Source organism: Streptomyces sp. NBC_01261 (assembly GCF_036226385.1).
Lineage (GTDB): Bacteria > Actinomycetota > Actinomycetes > Streptomycetales > Streptomycetaceae > Streptomyces.
On sequence record NZ_CP108463.1, the window covers coordinates 6,930,182 to 6,946,468 of the forward strand.

A 16,287-nucleotide genomic window follows, 5' to 3' on the forward strand; every position below is an offset into this window, starting at 1 on the left:
GGTTGGAATACTGAACGCCATGACACGCCTGATCCTCGCCACCCGCAACGCCGGCAAAATCACCGAACTGAGGTCCATCCTCACCGCCGCGGCCCTGCCCCACGACCTCGTCGGCGCGGAGTCCTACCCGGACATCCCCGACGTCAAGGAAACGGGCGTGACCTTCGCGGAGAACGCCCTCCTGAAGGCCCACGCCCTGGCCCAGGCAACAGGCCTCCCGGCGGTGGCCGACGACTCGGGCCTCTGTGTGGACGTCCTGCACGGCGCCCCCGGCATCTTCTCGGCCCGCTGGTCCGGCCAACACGGCGACGACCAGGCCAACTTGAACCTCCTCCTCGCCCAGCTCTCGGACATCGCGGACGAACACAGGGGAGCCCACTTCGCCTGCGCGGCGGCCCTGGCCCTACCGGACGGCACGGAACGGGTGGTCGAGGGCCAGTTGCGGGGCCTGCTCCGCCACACCCCGACAGGCACGAACGGCTTCGGCTACGACCCGATCCTCCAGCCGGAGGGCGAGACACGAACCTGCGCGGAACTCACGGCCGACGAGAAGAACGCGATCAGCCATCGGGGGAAGGCGTTCCGGGCGTTGGTGCCGGTGGTTCGGGAGCTGTTGGGCTGACTTCACGAAAATGCCCCGCATCTGCGAATCGCAGGTGCGGGGCATCCTTGTGCGCCCGGTCGGATTCGAACCGACAGACACGACCACCTAAAGATCGCCGCTCAGCCCTTGGCGTACGGGCGCCAGTGCTGAGACCTACTTTACTGGGCGCCGCAACCGCGTTGTCGACCTCCTCTGCACCAGGTGCTGGTGATCGCGTGACAGCCGGGGCACAGCAACCGAAGGTTCTCGCGCCGGTCGTCACTCCAGTCCCCGTTGATGTGATCGACCTCCGGCGTCATGGGTCTCCCGAGCCACTCGGGGCCGATCCCGCATTCGGCGCACACCTCTGGTGCACCTACCTCCAGGAGCGCCCGACGCAGCAGATGGGTTCTCGTTCGGCGGCTGCCGTCGTGCTGGACGAGGATGTCTTCGGCGCGCCGAAGAAGCACGCCGCCTGACCGACCTCGCTGGTGCGCCTGTCCCAGAAAGTGAGAGGTGTCGAGGTCGTCCTCCGACAGCCGTTCCCGGCGCAGCGTGCGCAGTCTGCCGTTGTACGGATCCATCCCCAGTGCGCGGAGCGCGTCCGCGATGGATGTGGCTCCCGCGATGGCGCGGCACAGTTCGTCGGTGCTCGGTTTGGCCGGCGCCGCGTTCGATCGTCTCGGCCGTGGCATGGGGGAGACGTCGATTCCGAAGTGGTCGAAACGCCGGAAGAGGTAGCGGCGAAGCTTGCCGTGGGGCTGGGTACCGAGGAAGCCGATGACCTCGTCGATGTCGGAACAGCGCGCGGCTGCTTCGGCCAGGCGCGCGCGGGTGTACTGCGCGCTGCTGCTCATGAGACGTCACCCTTGACGCGTCCTTTTCCGCGCCCCCGGCAACTGTCGGTCGTCGAACGGCAGTTGGGGCGCAGGAACCGCGGATTCTCGATTCGGTTGTCGCGCCAGTTGCCGTCGATGTGATCGACCTCCAGCGGGAGCGGATGCCTTCATCGCCCACTTGAGCCGATCGCTCGGGATGCGCCGAGCCCGACCGGTCGGCTGCTCGACGAGCATTCCCTCAGGCGTCCGGGGCGCCGGGCTTCACCCCGCCGGGTGGGCATCCGAAAGTGTGAGGTGTCGATGTCGTACGCCTTGATGCGGCGGCTGATGTGCGTGTGGTGTCCGCCCACGACCTCCAGCCCGAGACGCCGCGGTACCTCGCACATGTTCGTCGACGCCGAAACGGCCGCCTGGAGTATCTCCTTCGTCCACCTCACCCCCTCCCGCTCGAAGGGGGAGACGTCCACTCCCAGCCTTTCCAACGCCTCGGACAACGTCCGAGCCCCCTGAGCCGCCTCCTCCAGCCGCTTCTGCGAATACGCGCTGACTCCCACCGTTTCCCTTCCGATCCCGACCACACGTTCGCGGTCTCGAACGGAGTAACGAGAGGCTTGTCGGACAGTCACGCCCGACACGTAGAGCGGTTGGTAGACTGTGGGTCGCTGAAGCCTTCCAGGAGTGGACCTTTGTCCGCCCGGGAGGCTTTTTTCATGACCTCTTTCATGGCGGCACCACATGTACTCGTACGACCAGCCACCCCCGCCGACCGCCCCGTCGTCGAGCGGCTCTGGCTGATGTTTCGGCATGACCTGTCCGAGTTCGCGCCCGGAGGGCAAGTGCAACCTCAACTGCCCAACCCGGACGGCACCTTCCGCAGTGAGCGGGTGACCGCGGCGTTCGGCGGCTCGGACGGTGACTGGGCGCCGTATCTCTTCGTGAGCGGCGAGCATCCCGTCGGGTTCGCGTTCGTGCGGGGGATCGGCTCGCCCACCCGGATCCTCAACAGCTTCTTCGTCGTGCGCGGCGCCCGGCGGGCCAGGGTCGGGATGGGAGCCGTGCGGGATGTCGTCGCGCGGCATCCGGGGAGTTGGGAGGTCGCGTTTCAGGACGCCAATCCGGGGGCCGTGGCGTTCTGGCGGCGGGTCGGTGAGGAGCTTGCCCCCGGGGAGTGGGGCGAGGAGCGCAGGCCGGTGCCCGGGCGGGCCGACCTGCCTCCCGATGTGTGGATCTCGTTCAGGTACGGAAAGGCGGTAGGGGCCTAGAGTCCCGGAACCTCAGACGCCCAGGTCCTTGATGATCTTCGCCACGTGGCCGGTCGCCCGGACGTTGTACAGCGCGTGTTCGACCTTGCCGGACTCGTCCACGATGATCGTGGAGCGGATCACGCCCATGTAGGTCTTGCCGTAGTTCTTCTTCTCGCCGAAGGCCGCGTAGGCGTCGAGGGCCTTCTTGTCGGGGTCCGCGAGGAGGGTGACCTTGAGGTTCTCCTTCTCGCGGAACTTGGCGAGCTTCTCCGGCTTGTCGGGGGAGATGCCGATGACGTCGTAGCCGGCGCCCGTCAGCAGGTCCAGGTTGTCCGTGAAGTCGCAGGCCTGCTTGGTGCAGCCGGGGGTCAGGGCCGCCGGGTAGAAGTAGACGATGACCTTGCGGCCCTTGTGGTCGGCGAGGGACACCTCGTTGCCGTCGGCGTCGGGGAGCGTGAAGGCGGGGGCAACGTCCCCGGGCTGGAGTCGTTCACTCATCGCGCTAGCGTAACCGGGGGTGCTGACAGTGCACTCCGCGCGAGAGCTGACAGACTGTCCGGCACAAGTACCAGCAGACTTCGGAGGCCGTACGGTGACGGACACGTCGAACACGCCGGACACCAGAACCCCGGCGCAGATCGAGGCGGACATCAAGCACCGCCGCGATGTCCTCGCCGACACGCTCGACGAGATCGGGGTGCGGGTGCACCCGAAGACCATCGTGGGCGACGCGAAGGCCAAGGTCGCGTCGAGCATCGACCACACCCTCGGCAGGGCGTACGTCGGTGTCAACCGGGTCGTGAGTGACGTCAAGGGTCAGTTCGTGGACGAGGAGGGTGCGCCGCGCGTCGAGCGGATCGTTCCTGTCGCTCTCGTCGCCGTCGGGGTGGTGGGGCTGTTCGTCCTCGGATCCCGGCGTCGCGGTGGCCGTAAGGGCTGAAACCGTGGGTGACCCGCCCGCGTACGGACGGGTCCTGGGCAGGTAGGTTCGTGGGCGTGAGCGCCAAGAGAGACGAGCAGAGCACCCAGCACGACAAGCTGCCCATCCGGATGCTGCACGACCGTGTGCTCGTGCGGCAGGACAAGAGCGAGGGCGAGCGGCGTTCGGGTGGCGGGATCCTGATCCCCGCGACGGCGGCCGTGGGGCGCCGGCTGGCCTGGGCCGACGTCGTCGCCGTGGGCCAGAACGTGCGGACCGTGGAGCCCGGCGACCGGGTCCTCTACGACCCCGAGGACCGCGCCGAGGTCGAGGTGCGCGGGGTCGCCTACGTCCTCATGCGCGAGCGGGATCTGCACGCCGTCGCCGCGGACCGGTTCGAGGGTTCCGAGGACTCGACCGGCCTGTATCTGTAGGACGCGTACCTGTAGGCAGCAAGCCCCGAGGGGGCTGGTGACCATCGTCACCAGCCCCTTTTGCCGTCCCTTTGCTACGTTGGAGAGCAACCCGACGAGACGCGCCGTACCGGGAAAGCGACACGGAAAGACGACGCACCCCCGTTCAGTACGTACGTCTCGGAGGTGCCTGTCATGGCCTGGGTTCTGCTCGTCGTCGCCGGTCTGCTCGAAGTCGGCTGGTCGATCGGCATGAAGTACACCGACGGTTTCACCCGCCTCGTCCCCAGCGTGTTCACCGGCGCCGGAATCGTCGCCAGCATGCTGCTGCTCTCGTACGCCGCGAAGTCGCTGCCCATCGGTACCGCCTACGGCGTGTGGGTCGGGATCGGCGCGGCGGGGGCGGCGGTGCTCGGCATGGTGGTGCTGGGGGAGCCCGTCACCACCGCCCGGATCTTCTTCGTGTGTCTGCTGCTGGTCGCCGTCGTGGGGCTGAAGGCCACCTCCGGTCACTAGGCGCCGGCGGGACCGGTCACTCCTTCTTGCGGCCTGTGCTCTGCGGGCCGGCGGTCGTTCCTCCGGTCGTCGTGCCGTCGGTGGTGCCGTCGGTCGTGGTTCCTGTGGTGCCGCCGGTCGTCGTGCCGTCCGTGGTCGTGCCCGTCGTACCCCCGGTGGTCGTGGTGTCGCCGTCGGTCGTCGTGCCGCCCGTGGTGGTGGTGCCGTCCGTCGTGGTGCCGGTCGTGCCGCCGGTGGTCGTGGTGTCGCCGCCGGTGGTCGTCGTGCCGCCGGTCGTCTGGCCGCCCTGTGTCTGGCCCTGGGTGCCCGGGCCGCCCGTCGTGGTCGTGCCGCCGTTGTCCTGGTCGCCCGTGGTCGCCGGCCGGCTGGGCTGGAGGCTCGGGGGTGCGACGGTCTCGGCGCCGTCCTGGAGCTGGAGGTCGAAGTCGCTCGCCTCGGTGCCCTTGAGGGCCGACTTGGTGAACTGGGCCCAGATCTCCGCGGGTGCCCCGCCGCCGTTGACGCGTTCGAGGCCCATCGCGCCGTAGAGCGACTTGTGGGCGGCGGTCGTCGGGTCCTGGCCCATGACCGAGACGACCGTCGCCAGGTCCGGGGTGTAGCCCGCGAACCAGGCCGCCGTGTCCTCCTCCGCCGTGCCGGTCTTGCCGGCCGCCGGGCGGTCGGCGCCCTGGGCCGCGGTGGCCGTGCCGTTGTCGACGACGCTCTGCAGGACCGAGGTCGTGGTGTCGGCGGACTCGCGGCTCACCGCGCGGGTGGTCTTGTTCGCCGGCAGCTTGATGTCGCTCGTGCCGTCCTTGGTGATCTTCGAGATCATCGTGTACGTGTGCCGCTCACCGTGGTTGGCGATCGTGGCGTACGCCTCCGCCATGTCGAGCACGCTCGCGGTGGACGGGCCGAGCGCGATGGACGGGGTCGCGGTCAGGTCGGGGGTGTCGGAGGGGAGGCCGAGGGCGACGGCGGTCTGCTTGACCTTCGTGGGGCCCACGTCGACCGCCATCTGCGCGTACACCGAGTTGACGGACTTGTCCGTCGCCGTACGGACGGTGATGTCGCCGTAGGAGACCTCGTCCTCGTTCTCGGGCGCGTACGAGCCGCCGTTCCAGCCTTCCACGGGGCGCTTGTTGGTGCCGTCGTAGTAGGTGTTGGGCGTGATGGTCTGGCCGTCCTGGGTCTGCGAGTCGTTCTGGATCGCCGAGGCGAGGACGAACGGCTTGAAGGTGGAGCCCACTTGGAAGTCGCCGCGGGTCGCGCCGTTCGTGTACTGCTTCACGTAGTCGACGCCGCCGTACATGGCGACGATCCTGCCGGTCTTGGGATCGACCGAAGCCCCGCCCGCGCGCACGTAGTTGTCGACCTTGCGGCTCTTCTTGTCGAGCTTGGACATGACTTGGTCGTTGACGGCCTTCACGAAGGCGTCCTGCTTGTTCTTCTGGAGCGTGGTGGTGATGCGGTAGCCGCCGGCTTCGAGGGTGTCCGCGTCGATGATCTTGTTGGTGGTGAGGTAGTCCTTGATCGCGCCGACGATGTAACCCCGCTGTCCGGACATGCTCGTTGAGGCGGTGGCCTCCTTCGGCATGGGGAACTTCATGCCGGCGCGCGCGGACTCGGTGAGCCAGTGCTTCTTGACCATGCCGTCGAGGACGTAGTTCCAACGGGCCACCGCCGCGGCCTTGTTCTCGGGATGCGCCACGACGTCGTACTCGCTCGGCGCGTTCAGCAGCGCGGCGAGGTAGGCGCCGCGGCCGGCGTCGAGTTCGGTGGCGTCCTTGCCGTAGTAGGCCTGGGCGGCGGCCTGGATGCCGTAGGCGTTGCGGCCGAAGTAGCTGGTGTTGAGGTAGCCCTCCAGGATCTCGGCCTTGGACTCCGTGCGGTCCAGCTTGATCGAGATGAAGAACTCCTTCACCTTGCGGGTGACGGTCTGTTCCTGGCCCAGGTAGTAGTTCTTGACGTACTGCTGGGTGATCGTCGAGCCGGACTGGGTGCCCTTGCCGGTCGCGGTGTTCCACGCGGCGCGGACCATCGCCTTGGGGTCGACGGCGGACTCGGTGAAGAAGTCCCGGTCCTCGGCGGCCAGTACGGCGTGCTGGGCGTTCGCGGAGATCTGGTCGAGGCCGACGTTCTCGCGGTTCACCTCGCCGTCGCGGGCGAGTTGGGAGCCGTCCGCGTAGAGGTACACGTTGGACTGCTTCATCGCGAGGGCGTTGGCGGGCGGGATCTTGACCAGCGAGTAGCCGAGGAAGAACGCGCCGATCAGCAGTGCCACGAGCACGACGAGCCCGCCGAGCGTCATCCGCCAGGTCGGGATCGCCCGCCGCCACCCCGTGCGCTTGGGCCGCTTGGCCTTCTTGGGCTTCTCGCCCCCGGATGCCCCGGCTGTCCCTGCTGTCTCTGCTGTCCCGGGCACCCCAGGCGCCTCGGGTGCGGCGGCCGCTTCCGGCTCTCTCGGTGCCCAGCCCTGATTCGGCTGCGGCGGCTGCGGCTGGTCGCTCATGTCGTGCACGGACTCCTGTTTCGCGTCGTACCGTCCCGCACTGCCTCGTACGTTCCTGTACGGCCTTGTGCGCTTCTGCGCCCCCAGACGAAGACTCTCGCACCATGCGTTCCGTTCCCGCCGATCGGCACGCACTTGCCCGGAAAATGCGTGGCGTGCGTCACCACCTGCGGACTAGGCTCCTGCGCTTCGGTGTCAAGACGGGGTGGAGGGTGGTTTCTGTGGGCGCTGGGCGGTTGTACATGGCCGTCGCGGCGGGGGGTTTCAGGCGGTACGCGACGTACCGGGCGGCGACGCTCGCCGGGGTCTTCACCAACACCGTCTTCGGTGTCGTCCTCGTCTACACCTACCTGGCGCTGTGGGACGAGCGACCCCATCTCGGGGGGTACGACCAGGCGCAGGCGGTGACCTATGTGTGGCTGGGGCAGTGCCTGTACGCGACGCTGGCGATCCAGGGCGGCGGGTTCGAGAAGGACCTGATGGAGCGCATCCGCACGGGCGACATCGCCGTCGACCTGTACCGGCCCGCCGACCTCCAACTCTGGTGGCTGGCGAGCGACTTCGGACGGGCCCTGTTCCAACTCCTCGGCCGGGGCGTGATCCCGTTCGTGTTCGGCTCGCTGTTCTTCCCGATGGCGCTGCCCACCGACGTCATGTCCTGGGCGGCCCTCCTGGTCGCGCTGCTGCTGGCGATCCTCGTCAGCTTCGGCATCCGCTACCTCGCCGCCCTGAGCGTGTTCTGGCTGATGGACGGCACGGGCATCAACCAGGCCATGATGATCCTGGGGATCTTCTGCTCGGGCATGGTGCTCCCGCTGAACGCCTTCCCGGGCGCGCTCGGCGATGTCGTACGGGCGCTGCCGTGGGCGGCGCAGATCCAGATGCCCGCGGACGTGCTGATGGGGAAGACCGCTCCGCTGCACGCGTACGCCTTCCAGGCGGCCTGGGCGGTGGCGCTGCTCACGGCGGGGCGACTGATGCAGTCGGCGGCGACGCGGAGGGTGGTGGTTCAGGGTGGCTGAGACGACCCGAACGAGTGAGGGGGTGACCCTTCGGTATCCGGGTGACGGTGAACTGCCGCGCTGGCGCGAGGGGTTGCGTGCCTACGGGATGATCGCCGGGATGTGGATCCGGTCGAGCATGACCTACCGCACGTCCTTCGTCATCACTGTGATCGGCAACCTCCTGGTGACCGGCCTCGACTTCGCCACGATCCTGCTGATGTTCTCGCAGGTCCACTCGCTGGGCGGCTGGTCCCTGCCCGAAGTCGCCTTCCTCTACGGCCTGTCGGCCACCGCGTTCGGCATCTCCGACCTGGTCCTCGGCTCGATGGACGTGCTGGGCGCCCGCATCCGCGACGGCTCCTTCGACACGCTCCTCGTACGCCCCGCACCGGTCCTGGCCCAGATCGGCGCCGACCGGTTCGCGCTGCGCCGCCTGGGCCGGATCACCCAGGGCGGCCTGGTGCTGGGGTACGCGCTGCTCCACATCGACGTCAACTGGACTGTCGGCAAGCTGCTGTTGGTGCCGATGATGCTGATCTGCGGCGCGGCGATCTTCGGTTCGCTGTTCGTGGCGGGCGCGGCCTTCCAGATCCTGGCGCAGGACGCGGCCGAGGTGCAGAACGCGTTCACCTACGGCGGCACCACGCTGTTGCAGTACCCGCCGGCCGTGTTCGGCAAGGACTTCCTGCGGGGTGTGACCTTCATGCTGCCGCTCGCCTTCGTCAACTGGGTGCCCGCCTCCTATGTGTTGGGGCGGCCGTACCCGCTGGACCTGCCGCCGGGCGCGGAGTTCGCCTCGCCGCTGGTGGCACTCGCCTTCTGCGTGCTGGCCGGGCTGGCCTGGCGCGCCGGGCTCAAGTCGTACCGAAGTACTGGGAGTTGAGGGTGACAGAGCAGGCGTTCATCGAACTGGACCGCGTCGAGAAGGTCTTCGACGTGCGCAAGAAGACCGGGTTCATGAAGCGGGAACGGCGCCAGGTGCGGGCCGTCGACTCGATCTCCTTCGCCGTGGCCCGCGGCGAGATGGTCGGCTACATCGGTCCGAACGGCGCCGGGAAGTCGACCACCATCAAGATGCTGACCGGCATCCTCACCCCGAGCGGGGGCCGGCTGCGGGTCGCCGGCATCGACCCGTCCCGCGAACGCACCCGGCTCGCGCACCGCATCGGCGTGGTCTTCGGCCAGCGGACCACCCTGTGGTGGGACCTCCCGCTGATCGACTCGTACAAGCTGATGCACCGCATGTACCGCATCCCCGACGCCCGTTACGCCGAGAACCTCGACCGCTGTGTCGAACTCCTCGAACTGGGCGCCCTGTTGGACGTGCCCGTACGACAGCTCTCCCTGGGCCAGCGGATGCGCGGCGACATCGCGGCGGCCCTGCTGCACGACCCCGAGGTGCTCTACCTCGACGAGCCGACCATCGGCCTGGACGTCATCTCCAAGGCCCGAGTCCGGGAGTTCCTGCGGGACCTGAACGCCGAGCAGGGCACCACGGTCCTCCTCACCACCCATGACCTCCAGGACATCGAGCAGCTCTGCTCCCGCGTGATGGTCATCGACCACGGCCGTCTGATGTACGACGGCCCCCTCGCCGGTCTGCACGAGGCGGGGGAGAGCGAGCGGACCCTGGTGGTGGACCTGGAACGGGAGTTGCCCCCGATCGAGGTGCCGGACGCGCGGGTCGTGAAGGTGGAGGGCCCGAGGCAGTGGCTGGCGTTCCCGGCGTCGGAGTCGGCGGCTCCGCTGGTCGCGCGGATCGCGGCGGAGTACCCGATGGTGGACCTGTCGGTGCGCGAGCCGGACATCGAGGCGGTGATCGCCAAGATGTACGCGGAACAGGCCGAGAAAGCGGTCTCATAGCCCCGGTGAAGTCACCTCACAGCTCCGCGTGAAGTCACCTCGTAGCCCTGCGCGGAGTGACCTCGTAGGCTGCTCCGTATGACCGACGACGCAGTCCCGGAACTCCGCGCATCCGACGCCGACCGTGAGCGGGTCGCCGAGGTGCTGCGCGACGCCGTCGCGGAGGGCCGCCTCGACATGGAGGAGTTCGAGGAGCGTCTGGAGGCGACCTACAAGGCGCGCACGTACGGCGAACTGACGCCCATCACCCAGGACCTGCCGGTCGCCGGGGTCACCCCGCCGCCGGTGAACATGGTCAAGGAGCCGGTGGACAGGGGGAGTTGGGCCGGGCGGATCGTCGGCGGCGAGGGGTCCTCGACCTGGGCCGTGGCCATCCTGTCCGGGTTCCAGCGCAAGGGCCGGTGGACGGTCCCGAAGCGGTTCACCTGCTTCTCCTTCTTCGGCGGCGGCGAGATCGACCTGCGCGAGGCGAACTTCGCGGACCGCGAGGTCGAGATCAACTGCATCGCGATCATGGGCGGCGCCCAGGTCGTCGTGCCGCCGGGCGTCGAGGTCGTCGTCCGCGGCATCGGCATCATGGGCGCCTTCGACCACAGCCAGGAGGGCGTGCCGGGCGACCCGGGCGCCCCGCGCGTGATCCTCACCGGCTTCGCCTTCTGGGGCGGGGTCGGCGTGGAACGCAAGGTGACCCGGGCGGAACGGCAGCGCCTCAAGGAGGAGCGCCGCCAGGAGAAGCTGGAGCGCGGCTCGTCCGCCAAGGAGCTCTACGGCTCCCACCGCGACGCCCTGTCCGGCCTGCACGACGCCCACCGCGAGGCCATGGACGAACACCGCGAGGCGATCCGGCGCCGCCACGAGGAGCGCAGGGAACGGCACGAGGAGCGCCGCGAGCGGCACCGGGACCGGCGGGAGCGCCGGCACCGGGACTGGGACTGAGGCTTTTTTACGAGGGGACCGGGTTACAGCTGGGCGGGGACCGCGCCCTTGAGGTCCGCCAGATCGATCGTGGCGCCCATCTTCCGGTAGCCCCGGTCGCTGGGGTGGAGATGGTCGCCCGAGTCGTACTCGGCGGCGAACCGGCGCGGGGCGTACGGGTCGCGCAGCGCCTTGTCGAAGTCGACGACGGCGTCGTACACCGTGCCGCTCCTGATCGCCGCGTTCACCTCCTGGCGTACGGCCTCCCGGGCCGCCGTGTACCGGAAGTAGTCGCCGAAGGGCATCAGGGTCGCGCCGATGACCTTCACGCCGCGCGCGTGGGCCTGGCGGACCAGGGTGCGCAGGCCGGCGAGGACCCGGTCGGCGCGGGCGCCGTGCAGGACGTCGTTGACGCCGAGGTCGACGACGACGACCTTGACGTTCGGACGGCCCAGCACGTCACGGCCGAAGCGGACGAGGCCGCTCTGGTTCTCGGCGGGCCGGCCGGCGAGGCTCGTGAGTATCTGGTTGCCGCTGATGCCCTCGTTGACGACGCTGTAGCGCGGCACGTCCCGCCCGGCGGCCAGGGCCGCGCGCAGCCGCTCCGAAAAGGCGTCCGGCCAGCGGCGGTTGGCGCTCTCCGTCGAGGTCGACCCGTCGGTGATCGAGTCGCCGAACGCGACGACCGTGCCCTTCGCCTGGTCGCTCAGCACGTCCACCGCGGTCAAGTAGCGCCAGATCGCGGTGCGTTCGCGGTACGGCGTGCCGGTCGCGTCCTCGGCGTGGTCGCCTTCGGCGAGATAGGAGATCTGCCGTGCGTACGGGTGGTAGGTGACCGGTCCCGACGCGGTGGGGGAGTAGGTGGTGACCAACAGGTCGGCGCCCGCCGGGACTTGGAGGCGCACGGCGTCGCTGAGGATCTGCTGCCCGGCCGGGATCGTCACCGAGGTCGCGCCGCCGAAGGTCAGCCGCCGCATGGTGCCCTGGGCCGCGGCGGAGCTGTTGCGGGCGGCGGCGACGGCGATCGAGGCGTGCGTGATGCTGAGCGGGGCCCGGCCGTAGAGGTTGGAGAGGGTGATCCGGGCGCTCGCGCCGCCCGCGCTGGTGTGGACGATGTTGCGCACCGAGCGGCGCGCCGTGCCGGTCCGCTCCGTACCGGTCTCGCCGCTCACCGGAGCGGCGGCCCAGGCGCCCACCCAGGTGCCGGCCGAGGCGGGGGCGGCGGAGTTGCCGCCGGAGCGTGCGCCGGCGGAGTTCTTCCCGTCGTCGCCCCGGCTTCCGTCGCCCGCGGCGGCCCCGACGTATATGCAGACGGAAAGGACCGCGATCAAGGTGATGATCGCGGACAGTAGGGCACGCTGCTTTGTGGGGGACACCCCCACACCCCCGTCACGAGGCTTGGTCACGCGGTGGGCCTCCTCGGGTGAGTGGCAGGGCTCTGCCATTTTGCCCGATCGGGTGACTGTGGGAACTCCTGTTCCGTTCCGGGAGTCGATCAGGAAGGGACAATATGTACGGTACCGGCGAACGGGCGGGGCGGTCGGAGCGGGTGGAACGGGTGGAGCGGATGGAACGGACAGAGGCGGGGTTGGGGGCGGCGACCGAGAGTGACGGGTCCCGCCGCACGATGACCACGTTCAGCGCGGCCGACCAGGAGCGACAGCGCGGCGTCCGCCGGATGAAACTGACGGCGCTCGCCCTGTTGCTCTTCGTGGCCGTCGTGTACGTGCTCGCGAAATGGGCGTCGCACTCGGGCGCGGGCCCCTGGACGGGTTATGTCGCCGCGGCGGCCGAGGCGGGCATGGTCGGCGCGATGGCCGACTGGTTCGCGGTCACCGCCCTCTTCCGCCACCCGCTGGGCCTGCCCATCCCGCACACCGCGATCATCCCCACGAAGAAGGACCAACTGGGCGTCTCCCTGGGCGAGTTCGTCGGCGAGAACTTCCTCTCCGAGGAGGTCGTACGGCAACGCCTGCGCGCGGTCGGCATCGGCAGCCGCCTCGGCGCCTGGCTGGCGGACCCGGACCACGCGGACCGCGTGACGGCGGAACTCTCGGCGGCGCTCCGGGGCGCCCTCACCGTCCTGCGGGACTCGGACGTCCAGGCGATCGTCGGCGAGGCGATCACCCGCCGGGCCGACGCCCAGGAGATCGCCCCCGGCATCGGCAAGACCCTGGAGCGAATCGTCGCCGACGGCGGCCACAAGCGAGTCGTCGACCTGATCGTGGCCCGCGCGCACGACTGGCTGGTCCTGCACGACGAGCAGGTCATGGACGCGGTCGAGGGCGGCGCCCCCGGCTGGACCCCGAGATTCGTCGACAAGCGCATCGGCGAGCGCGTCTACAAGGAACTGCTCCGCTTCGTCACCGAGATGCGCGACATGCCCTCCCACCCGGCCCGTGGCGCCCTGGACCGCTTCCTCGGCGACTTCGCCGCCGACCTCCAGTCCGACACGGAGACCCGCGCGCGCGTGGAGCGCCTCAAGGGCGACGTCCTCGGCCGCGGCGAGGTCCAGGACCTGATCGCCAGCGCGTGGACGTCCGTACGCTCGATGATCGTGTCGGCCGCCGAGGACGAGCGCAGTGAGCTACGGCTGCGGGTGCGGGCCTCGCTGCTGTCGCTGGGCGCGCGGATGGCCGTGGAACCGAAGCTCCAGGCGAAGGTCGACGGCTGGGTGGAGGGCGCGGCCGTGTACGTCGTGACGACCTACCGCAAGGAGATCACCTCCCTCATCACGGACACCGTGGCGGGCTGGGACGCGGAGCACACGACCCGGAAGATCGAGGCGAACATCGGGCGTGACCTGCAGTTCATCCGGATCAATGGCACGGTGGTGGGGTCGTTGGTGGGCTTGTTGATCTATACGGTGACGCGGCTGGTGGGGGTGTAGGCGGGGTGCGGGGGCGGGTGTAGGGGTCGAATTCCGGGGGCACCCGGAGGGGGTTCGCTCGACGAGGAGGAACCCCGATGGCCAGTGCGAGTGAGAGTGCGCGTGCGAGTGCCGAGACGCCGGCCGGGAGTGGTGGTGGCCGGACGGTCACCTCGTCCATTCCCGCCCGGCTCGACCGCCTCCCGTGGTCCCGCTGGCACTGGACGATCGTCATCGGCCTCGGCACCGTATGGATCCTCGACGGCCTGGAGGTCACGGTCGTCGGCAACATCGCCGGCCGCCTCTCCGAGCCCGGCAGCGGGCTGCCGATCAGCTCCGGGCAGATCACCGGTATCGCGGCGGCCCTGTATGTGGCGGGTGCGTGCGTGGGTGCCCTGTTCTGGGGCCGGCTCACCGACCTCTACGGCCGTAAAAAGCTCTTCATGATCACGCTGGTGGTGTACCTCGCCGCTACGGCCCTCACGGCGGCCTCCTTCTCCACCTGGTGGTTCTTCACGTTCCGCTTCCTCACGGGCTTCGGGATCGGCGGCGAGTACGCGGCGATCAACTCGGCGATCGACGAGCTGATCCCGGCGTACTGCCGGGGCCGCGTCGACCTGATCATCAACGGCAGCTTCTGGGTGGGCGCGGTGGGTGGGTCGTTGTTGTCGATCGTCGCGCTGAACACCGACATCTTCGCGGCGGACGTGGGTTGGCGGCTGACCTTCGCGCTGGGCGCCGTGCTCGCGCTGGTCATTCTTCTCGTGCGACGGCATGTGCCGGAGAGCCCGCGCTGGCTGCTGATCCACGGGCGGGATCGGGAGGCGGACGAGGTGGTGACGTCGATCGAGCGTCGGATCGAGGCGGAGCAGGGGCACGAACTGCCGCCCGCCGAGGGCGAGATCACCATCCATCAGCGCAAGAGTGTGTCGTTCGGGGAGATCGCCCGCACGATCTTCCGCGACTATCCGAAGCGGGCGACGCTCGGCTTCTCGCTCTTCATCGGGCAGGCGTTCCTCTACAACGCGATCACCTTCGGCTTCGGCGCGATCCTGACGAAGTTCTTCGACGTGCCCACGGGCAACACCGGTTACTACTTCGCGGTCATCGCGGTCGGCAACTTCCTGGGCCCGCTGCTGCTGGGCAGGCTGTTCGACACGGTCGGGCGCCGGGTGATGATCTCGTCGACGTATCTGCTCTCGGGGCTGTTGCTGTTCGGCACGGCGTGGTTGTTCGACCGGGGGTCGCTGAGCGCGACCACGATGACGGCGTGCTGGTGCGCGGTCCTGTTCTTCGCGTCGGCGGGCGCGTCCAGCGCGTATCTGACGGTCTCGGAGATCTTCCCGATGGAGACCCGGGCGATGTCGATCGCCTTCTTCTACGCGTTGGGTACGGCGGCGGGTGGGATCAGCGGGCCGCTGCTGTTCGCGGATCTGACGGGGACGGGGAAGGTGGGGGACACGGTGCTCGCGTTCCAGATCGGGGCGGGGCTGATGTGTGCGGCGGGGCTGGTGGCGGCGGTGCTGGCGGTGCGGGCGGAGGGGCGGTCGTTGGAGGATGTGGCTACGCCGTTGACAGCGGTGAAGTCGCCTTCGGTCGGTGCGGCGGGGGCGGCGTAAGGGGGCCGGGTCCGGTGGATCCGCCGGATCTGAGTACTCGTACTCTGTCGCGGCCCCGGCGGCGGGGGAACCCTCGTACGTATGACCGAGAAGCTGCTGAGCCCCCTGCGCACGCGCCCCTGGCCGGAACGCTGGCTGACCCGGATGCTCGGTGCGGGGGGCGCGGCGGCGGCGTACGTCGTGTGTGTTCCGTCGGGATCGGTGCCGGTGTCGGTGGCGGGTGAGGTGTCCGGTGGTGGCGGGGTGCTGCTCGCGGTGATCCTGGTGTTCCTGGCGGGCTACTTCGGTCACCGGGACGACCTGGCCTGGCCGTTGCTGGTGGTGGCGGTGCCGCCGGCCGTGTTGATGTACGTGTCGTTCGAGTCGGAACAGCCGCTGGCGTGGGCGTTCGCGACGTTGGTGATCGGGGCGGGGGCGTTGATCGCGGCGGCGGTGGGACGCTGTTTCCGGCCGCGCGGCGCGGAGGATTCGACCGAGGGTGTGCTGTGCGCCGCTGCCCACCGATCGTGAGGAGCCGTATCCGATGAGCGTCCGCAGGATCGTCCCCGACTTCCGAGTGGCGGCGGAGGGCGAGGACTCGATGAGCACGAACGCAGACTTCTACGGCCTGCTGGGCTTCGAGGAAGTCATGAACCAGGGCTGGGTGATGACCCTGGCGTCTCCCTCGAACCCCAGTGCCCAGATCAGCTTTCTCACGGAGGAACGCACCGCCCCTGTCGTTCCTGACCTGAGTGTGGAGGTCGAGGACGTGGACGCGGTGTGGGCGGAGGTCGTCGCGTCCGGTGCGGAGATCGTGCGGGAGTTGCGGGACGAGGAGTGGGGGGTGCGGCGGTTCTTTGTGCGGGATCCGGGTGGGCGGGTGGTGAATGTGCTGGGGCATCAGCACTGAGGCGGTCGTCTTCGGGTGCGGGTTGGGTGGGGCTGGTCGCGCCGTTCCCCGCGCCCCTGGGTGGTTGGGGGTGCGGCTTTGTGTCCCGGTGCGGGGTGCGTTGTGGTTCGCCTGCTGTGCGTT

At 69.3% G+C, this 16,287-nt stretch carries 17 protein-coding genes, 1 tRNA gene, 1 pseudogene and 1 riboswitch; of the genes and pseudogenes, 13 read left to right on the forward strand and 6 right to left on the reverse strand.

The genetic code is table 11. From position 1 onward, the window contains the following. Positions 1–19 precede the first annotated feature (19 nt). Complete coding sequence (gene rdgB / locus OG226_RS30825; protein ID WP_329350683.1) at positions 20–622, forward strand: RdgB/HAM1 family non-canonical purine NTP pyrophosphatase; 603 nt, start codon at positions 20–22, stop codon at positions 620–622. 50 nt (positions 623–672) lie between these two features. On the opposite strand, the gene OG226_RS30830 is transcribed toward rdgB, so the two are convergent. The 3 genes and pseudogenes from OG226_RS30830 to OG226_RS30840 all read right to left on the reverse strand — a co-directional run bounded on the left by OG226_RS30830 (position 673) and on the right by OG226_RS30840 (position 1,976). Continuing rightward, positions 673–745 (reverse strand) — tRNA-Leu (locus OG226_RS30830). 17 nt (positions 746–762) lie between these two features. After that, positions 763–1,440, reverse strand: a complete 678-nt coding sequence (locus OG226_RS30835; protein ID WP_329350684.1) for an HNH endonuclease — start codon at positions 1,438–1,440, stop codon at positions 763–765. Next, positions 1,437–1,976: pseudogene (locus tag OG226_RS30840) on the reverse strand (HNH endonuclease). The gene OG226_RS30835 and the pseudogene OG226_RS30840 overlap by 4 nt, the downstream one beginning before the upstream one ends. Before the next feature lie 156 nt (positions 1,977–2,132). Here OG226_RS30840 and OG226_RS30845 point away from each other — a divergent pair. Further along, positions 2,133–2,684, forward strand: a complete 552-nt coding sequence (locus OG226_RS30845; RefSeq protein ID WP_328683019.1) for a GNAT family N-acetyltransferase — start codon at positions 2,133–2,135, stop codon at positions 2,682–2,684. A gap of 12 nt (positions 2,685–2,696) precedes the next feature. On the opposite strand, the gene bcp is transcribed toward OG226_RS30845, so the two are convergent. Next, positions 2,697–3,164: a thioredoxin-dependent thiol peroxidase gene (bcp, locus tag OG226_RS30850; protein WP_328683020.1), complete on the reverse strand. Its 468-nt coding sequence runs from the start codon at positions 3,162–3,164 to the stop codon at positions 2,697–2,699. 94 nt (positions 3,165–3,258) lie between these two features. On the opposite strand from bcp, the gene OG226_RS30855 reads away from it, so the two are divergent. From OG226_RS30855 to sugE, 3 genes are all read left to right on the forward strand, one after another. After that, entirely contained in the window at positions 3,259–3,606 is a 348-nt protein-coding gene (locus tag OG226_RS30855; RefSeq protein WP_328683021.1) for a DUF3618 domain-containing protein, read from the forward strand. 56 nt (positions 3,607–3,662) lie between these two features. Further along, positions 3,663–4,019, forward strand: coding sequence for a GroES family chaperonin (locus OG226_RS30860; RefSeq protein WP_026150372.1), 357 nt, complete (start codon positions 3,663–3,665; stop codon positions 4,017–4,019). 68 nt (positions 4,020–4,087) lie between these two features. Next, a riboswitch (guanidine-III (ykkC-III) riboswitch) is annotated at positions 4,088–4,159 on the forward strand. Between the two features lie 34 nt (positions 4,160–4,193). Then, positions 4,194–4,514 (forward strand): quaternary ammonium compound efflux SMR transporter SugE, encoded by a 321-nt coding sequence (gene sugE, locus OG226_RS30865; protein ID WP_329350685.1) that lies wholly within the window; start codon positions 4,194–4,196, stop codon positions 4,512–4,514. Between the two features lie 16 nt (positions 4,515–4,530). Here sugE and OG226_RS30870 read toward each other — a convergent pair whose 3' ends face one another. After that, positions 4,531–7,005: a transglycosylase domain-containing protein gene (locus tag OG226_RS30870; protein ID WP_329350686.1), complete on the reverse strand. Its 2,475-nt coding sequence runs from the start codon at positions 7,003–7,005 to the stop codon at positions 4,531–4,533. Between the two features lie 221 nt (positions 7,006–7,226). Between OG226_RS30870 and OG226_RS30875 the strand changes: the two genes are divergently transcribed. From OG226_RS30875 to OG226_RS30890, 4 genes are all read left to right on the forward strand, one after another. Beyond that, positions 7,227–8,027, forward strand: a complete 801-nt coding sequence (locus OG226_RS30875; protein WP_328683024.1) for an ABC transporter permease — start codon at positions 7,227–7,229, stop codon at positions 8,025–8,027. A gap of 88 nt (positions 8,028–8,115) precedes the next feature. Further along, a complete protein-coding gene (locus tag OG226_RS30880; RefSeq protein WP_328686474.1) occupies positions 8,116–8,892 on the forward strand; it encodes an ABC transporter permease in 777 nt (258 codons plus the stop codon). A 2-nt stretch (positions 8,893–8,894) separates the two neighbouring features. Further along, positions 8,895–9,872, forward strand: coding sequence for an ABC transporter ATP-binding protein (locus OG226_RS30885; protein WP_328683025.1), 978 nt, complete (start codon positions 8,895–8,897; stop codon positions 9,870–9,872). Between the two features lie 78 nt (positions 9,873–9,950). Then, complete coding sequence (locus OG226_RS30890; RefSeq protein ID WP_328683026.1) at positions 9,951–10,808, forward strand: DUF1707 SHOCT-like domain-containing protein; 858 nt, start codon at positions 9,951–9,953, stop codon at positions 10,806–10,808. A 23-nt stretch (positions 10,809–10,831) separates the two neighbouring features. Here OG226_RS30890 and OG226_RS30895 read toward each other — a convergent pair whose 3' ends face one another. Beyond that, positions 10,832–12,193, reverse strand: coding sequence for an SGNH/GDSL hydrolase family protein (locus OG226_RS30895; protein WP_329350689.1), 1,362 nt, complete (start codon positions 12,191–12,193; stop codon positions 10,832–10,834). A 104-nt stretch (positions 12,194–12,297) separates the two neighbouring features. Here OG226_RS30895 and OG226_RS30900 point away from each other — a divergent pair, with 104 nt between their 5' ends. From OG226_RS30900 to OG226_RS30915, 4 genes are all read left to right on the forward strand, one after another. Beyond that, the gene (locus OG226_RS30900; protein WP_329350691.1) at positions 12,298–13,677 is read left to right on the forward strand and encodes a DUF445 domain-containing protein; all 1,380 of its coding nucleotides are present in this window, start codon (positions 12,298–12,300) and stop codon (positions 13,675–13,677) included. Positions 13,678–13,754: 77 nt separating this feature from the next. Further along, the gene (locus OG226_RS30905; protein WP_328683029.1) at positions 13,755–15,275 is read left to right on the forward strand and encodes an MFS transporter; all 1,521 of its coding nucleotides are present in this window, start codon (positions 13,755–13,757) and stop codon (positions 15,273–15,275) included. 81 nt (positions 15,276–15,356) lie between these two features. Beyond that, positions 15,357–15,785, forward strand: coding sequence for a hypothetical protein (locus tag OG226_RS30910; RefSeq protein WP_329350693.1), 429 nt, complete (start codon positions 15,357–15,359; stop codon positions 15,783–15,785). 13 nt (positions 15,786–15,798) lie between these two features. Continuing rightward, positions 15,799–16,164 carry a VOC family protein gene (locus OG226_RS30915; protein ID WP_328683031.1) on the forward strand — a complete coding sequence of 122 codons (366 nt, stop codon included), beginning with the start codon at positions 15,799–15,801 and terminating at the stop codon, positions 16,162–16,164. Positions 16,165–16,287 lie beyond the last annotated feature (123 nt).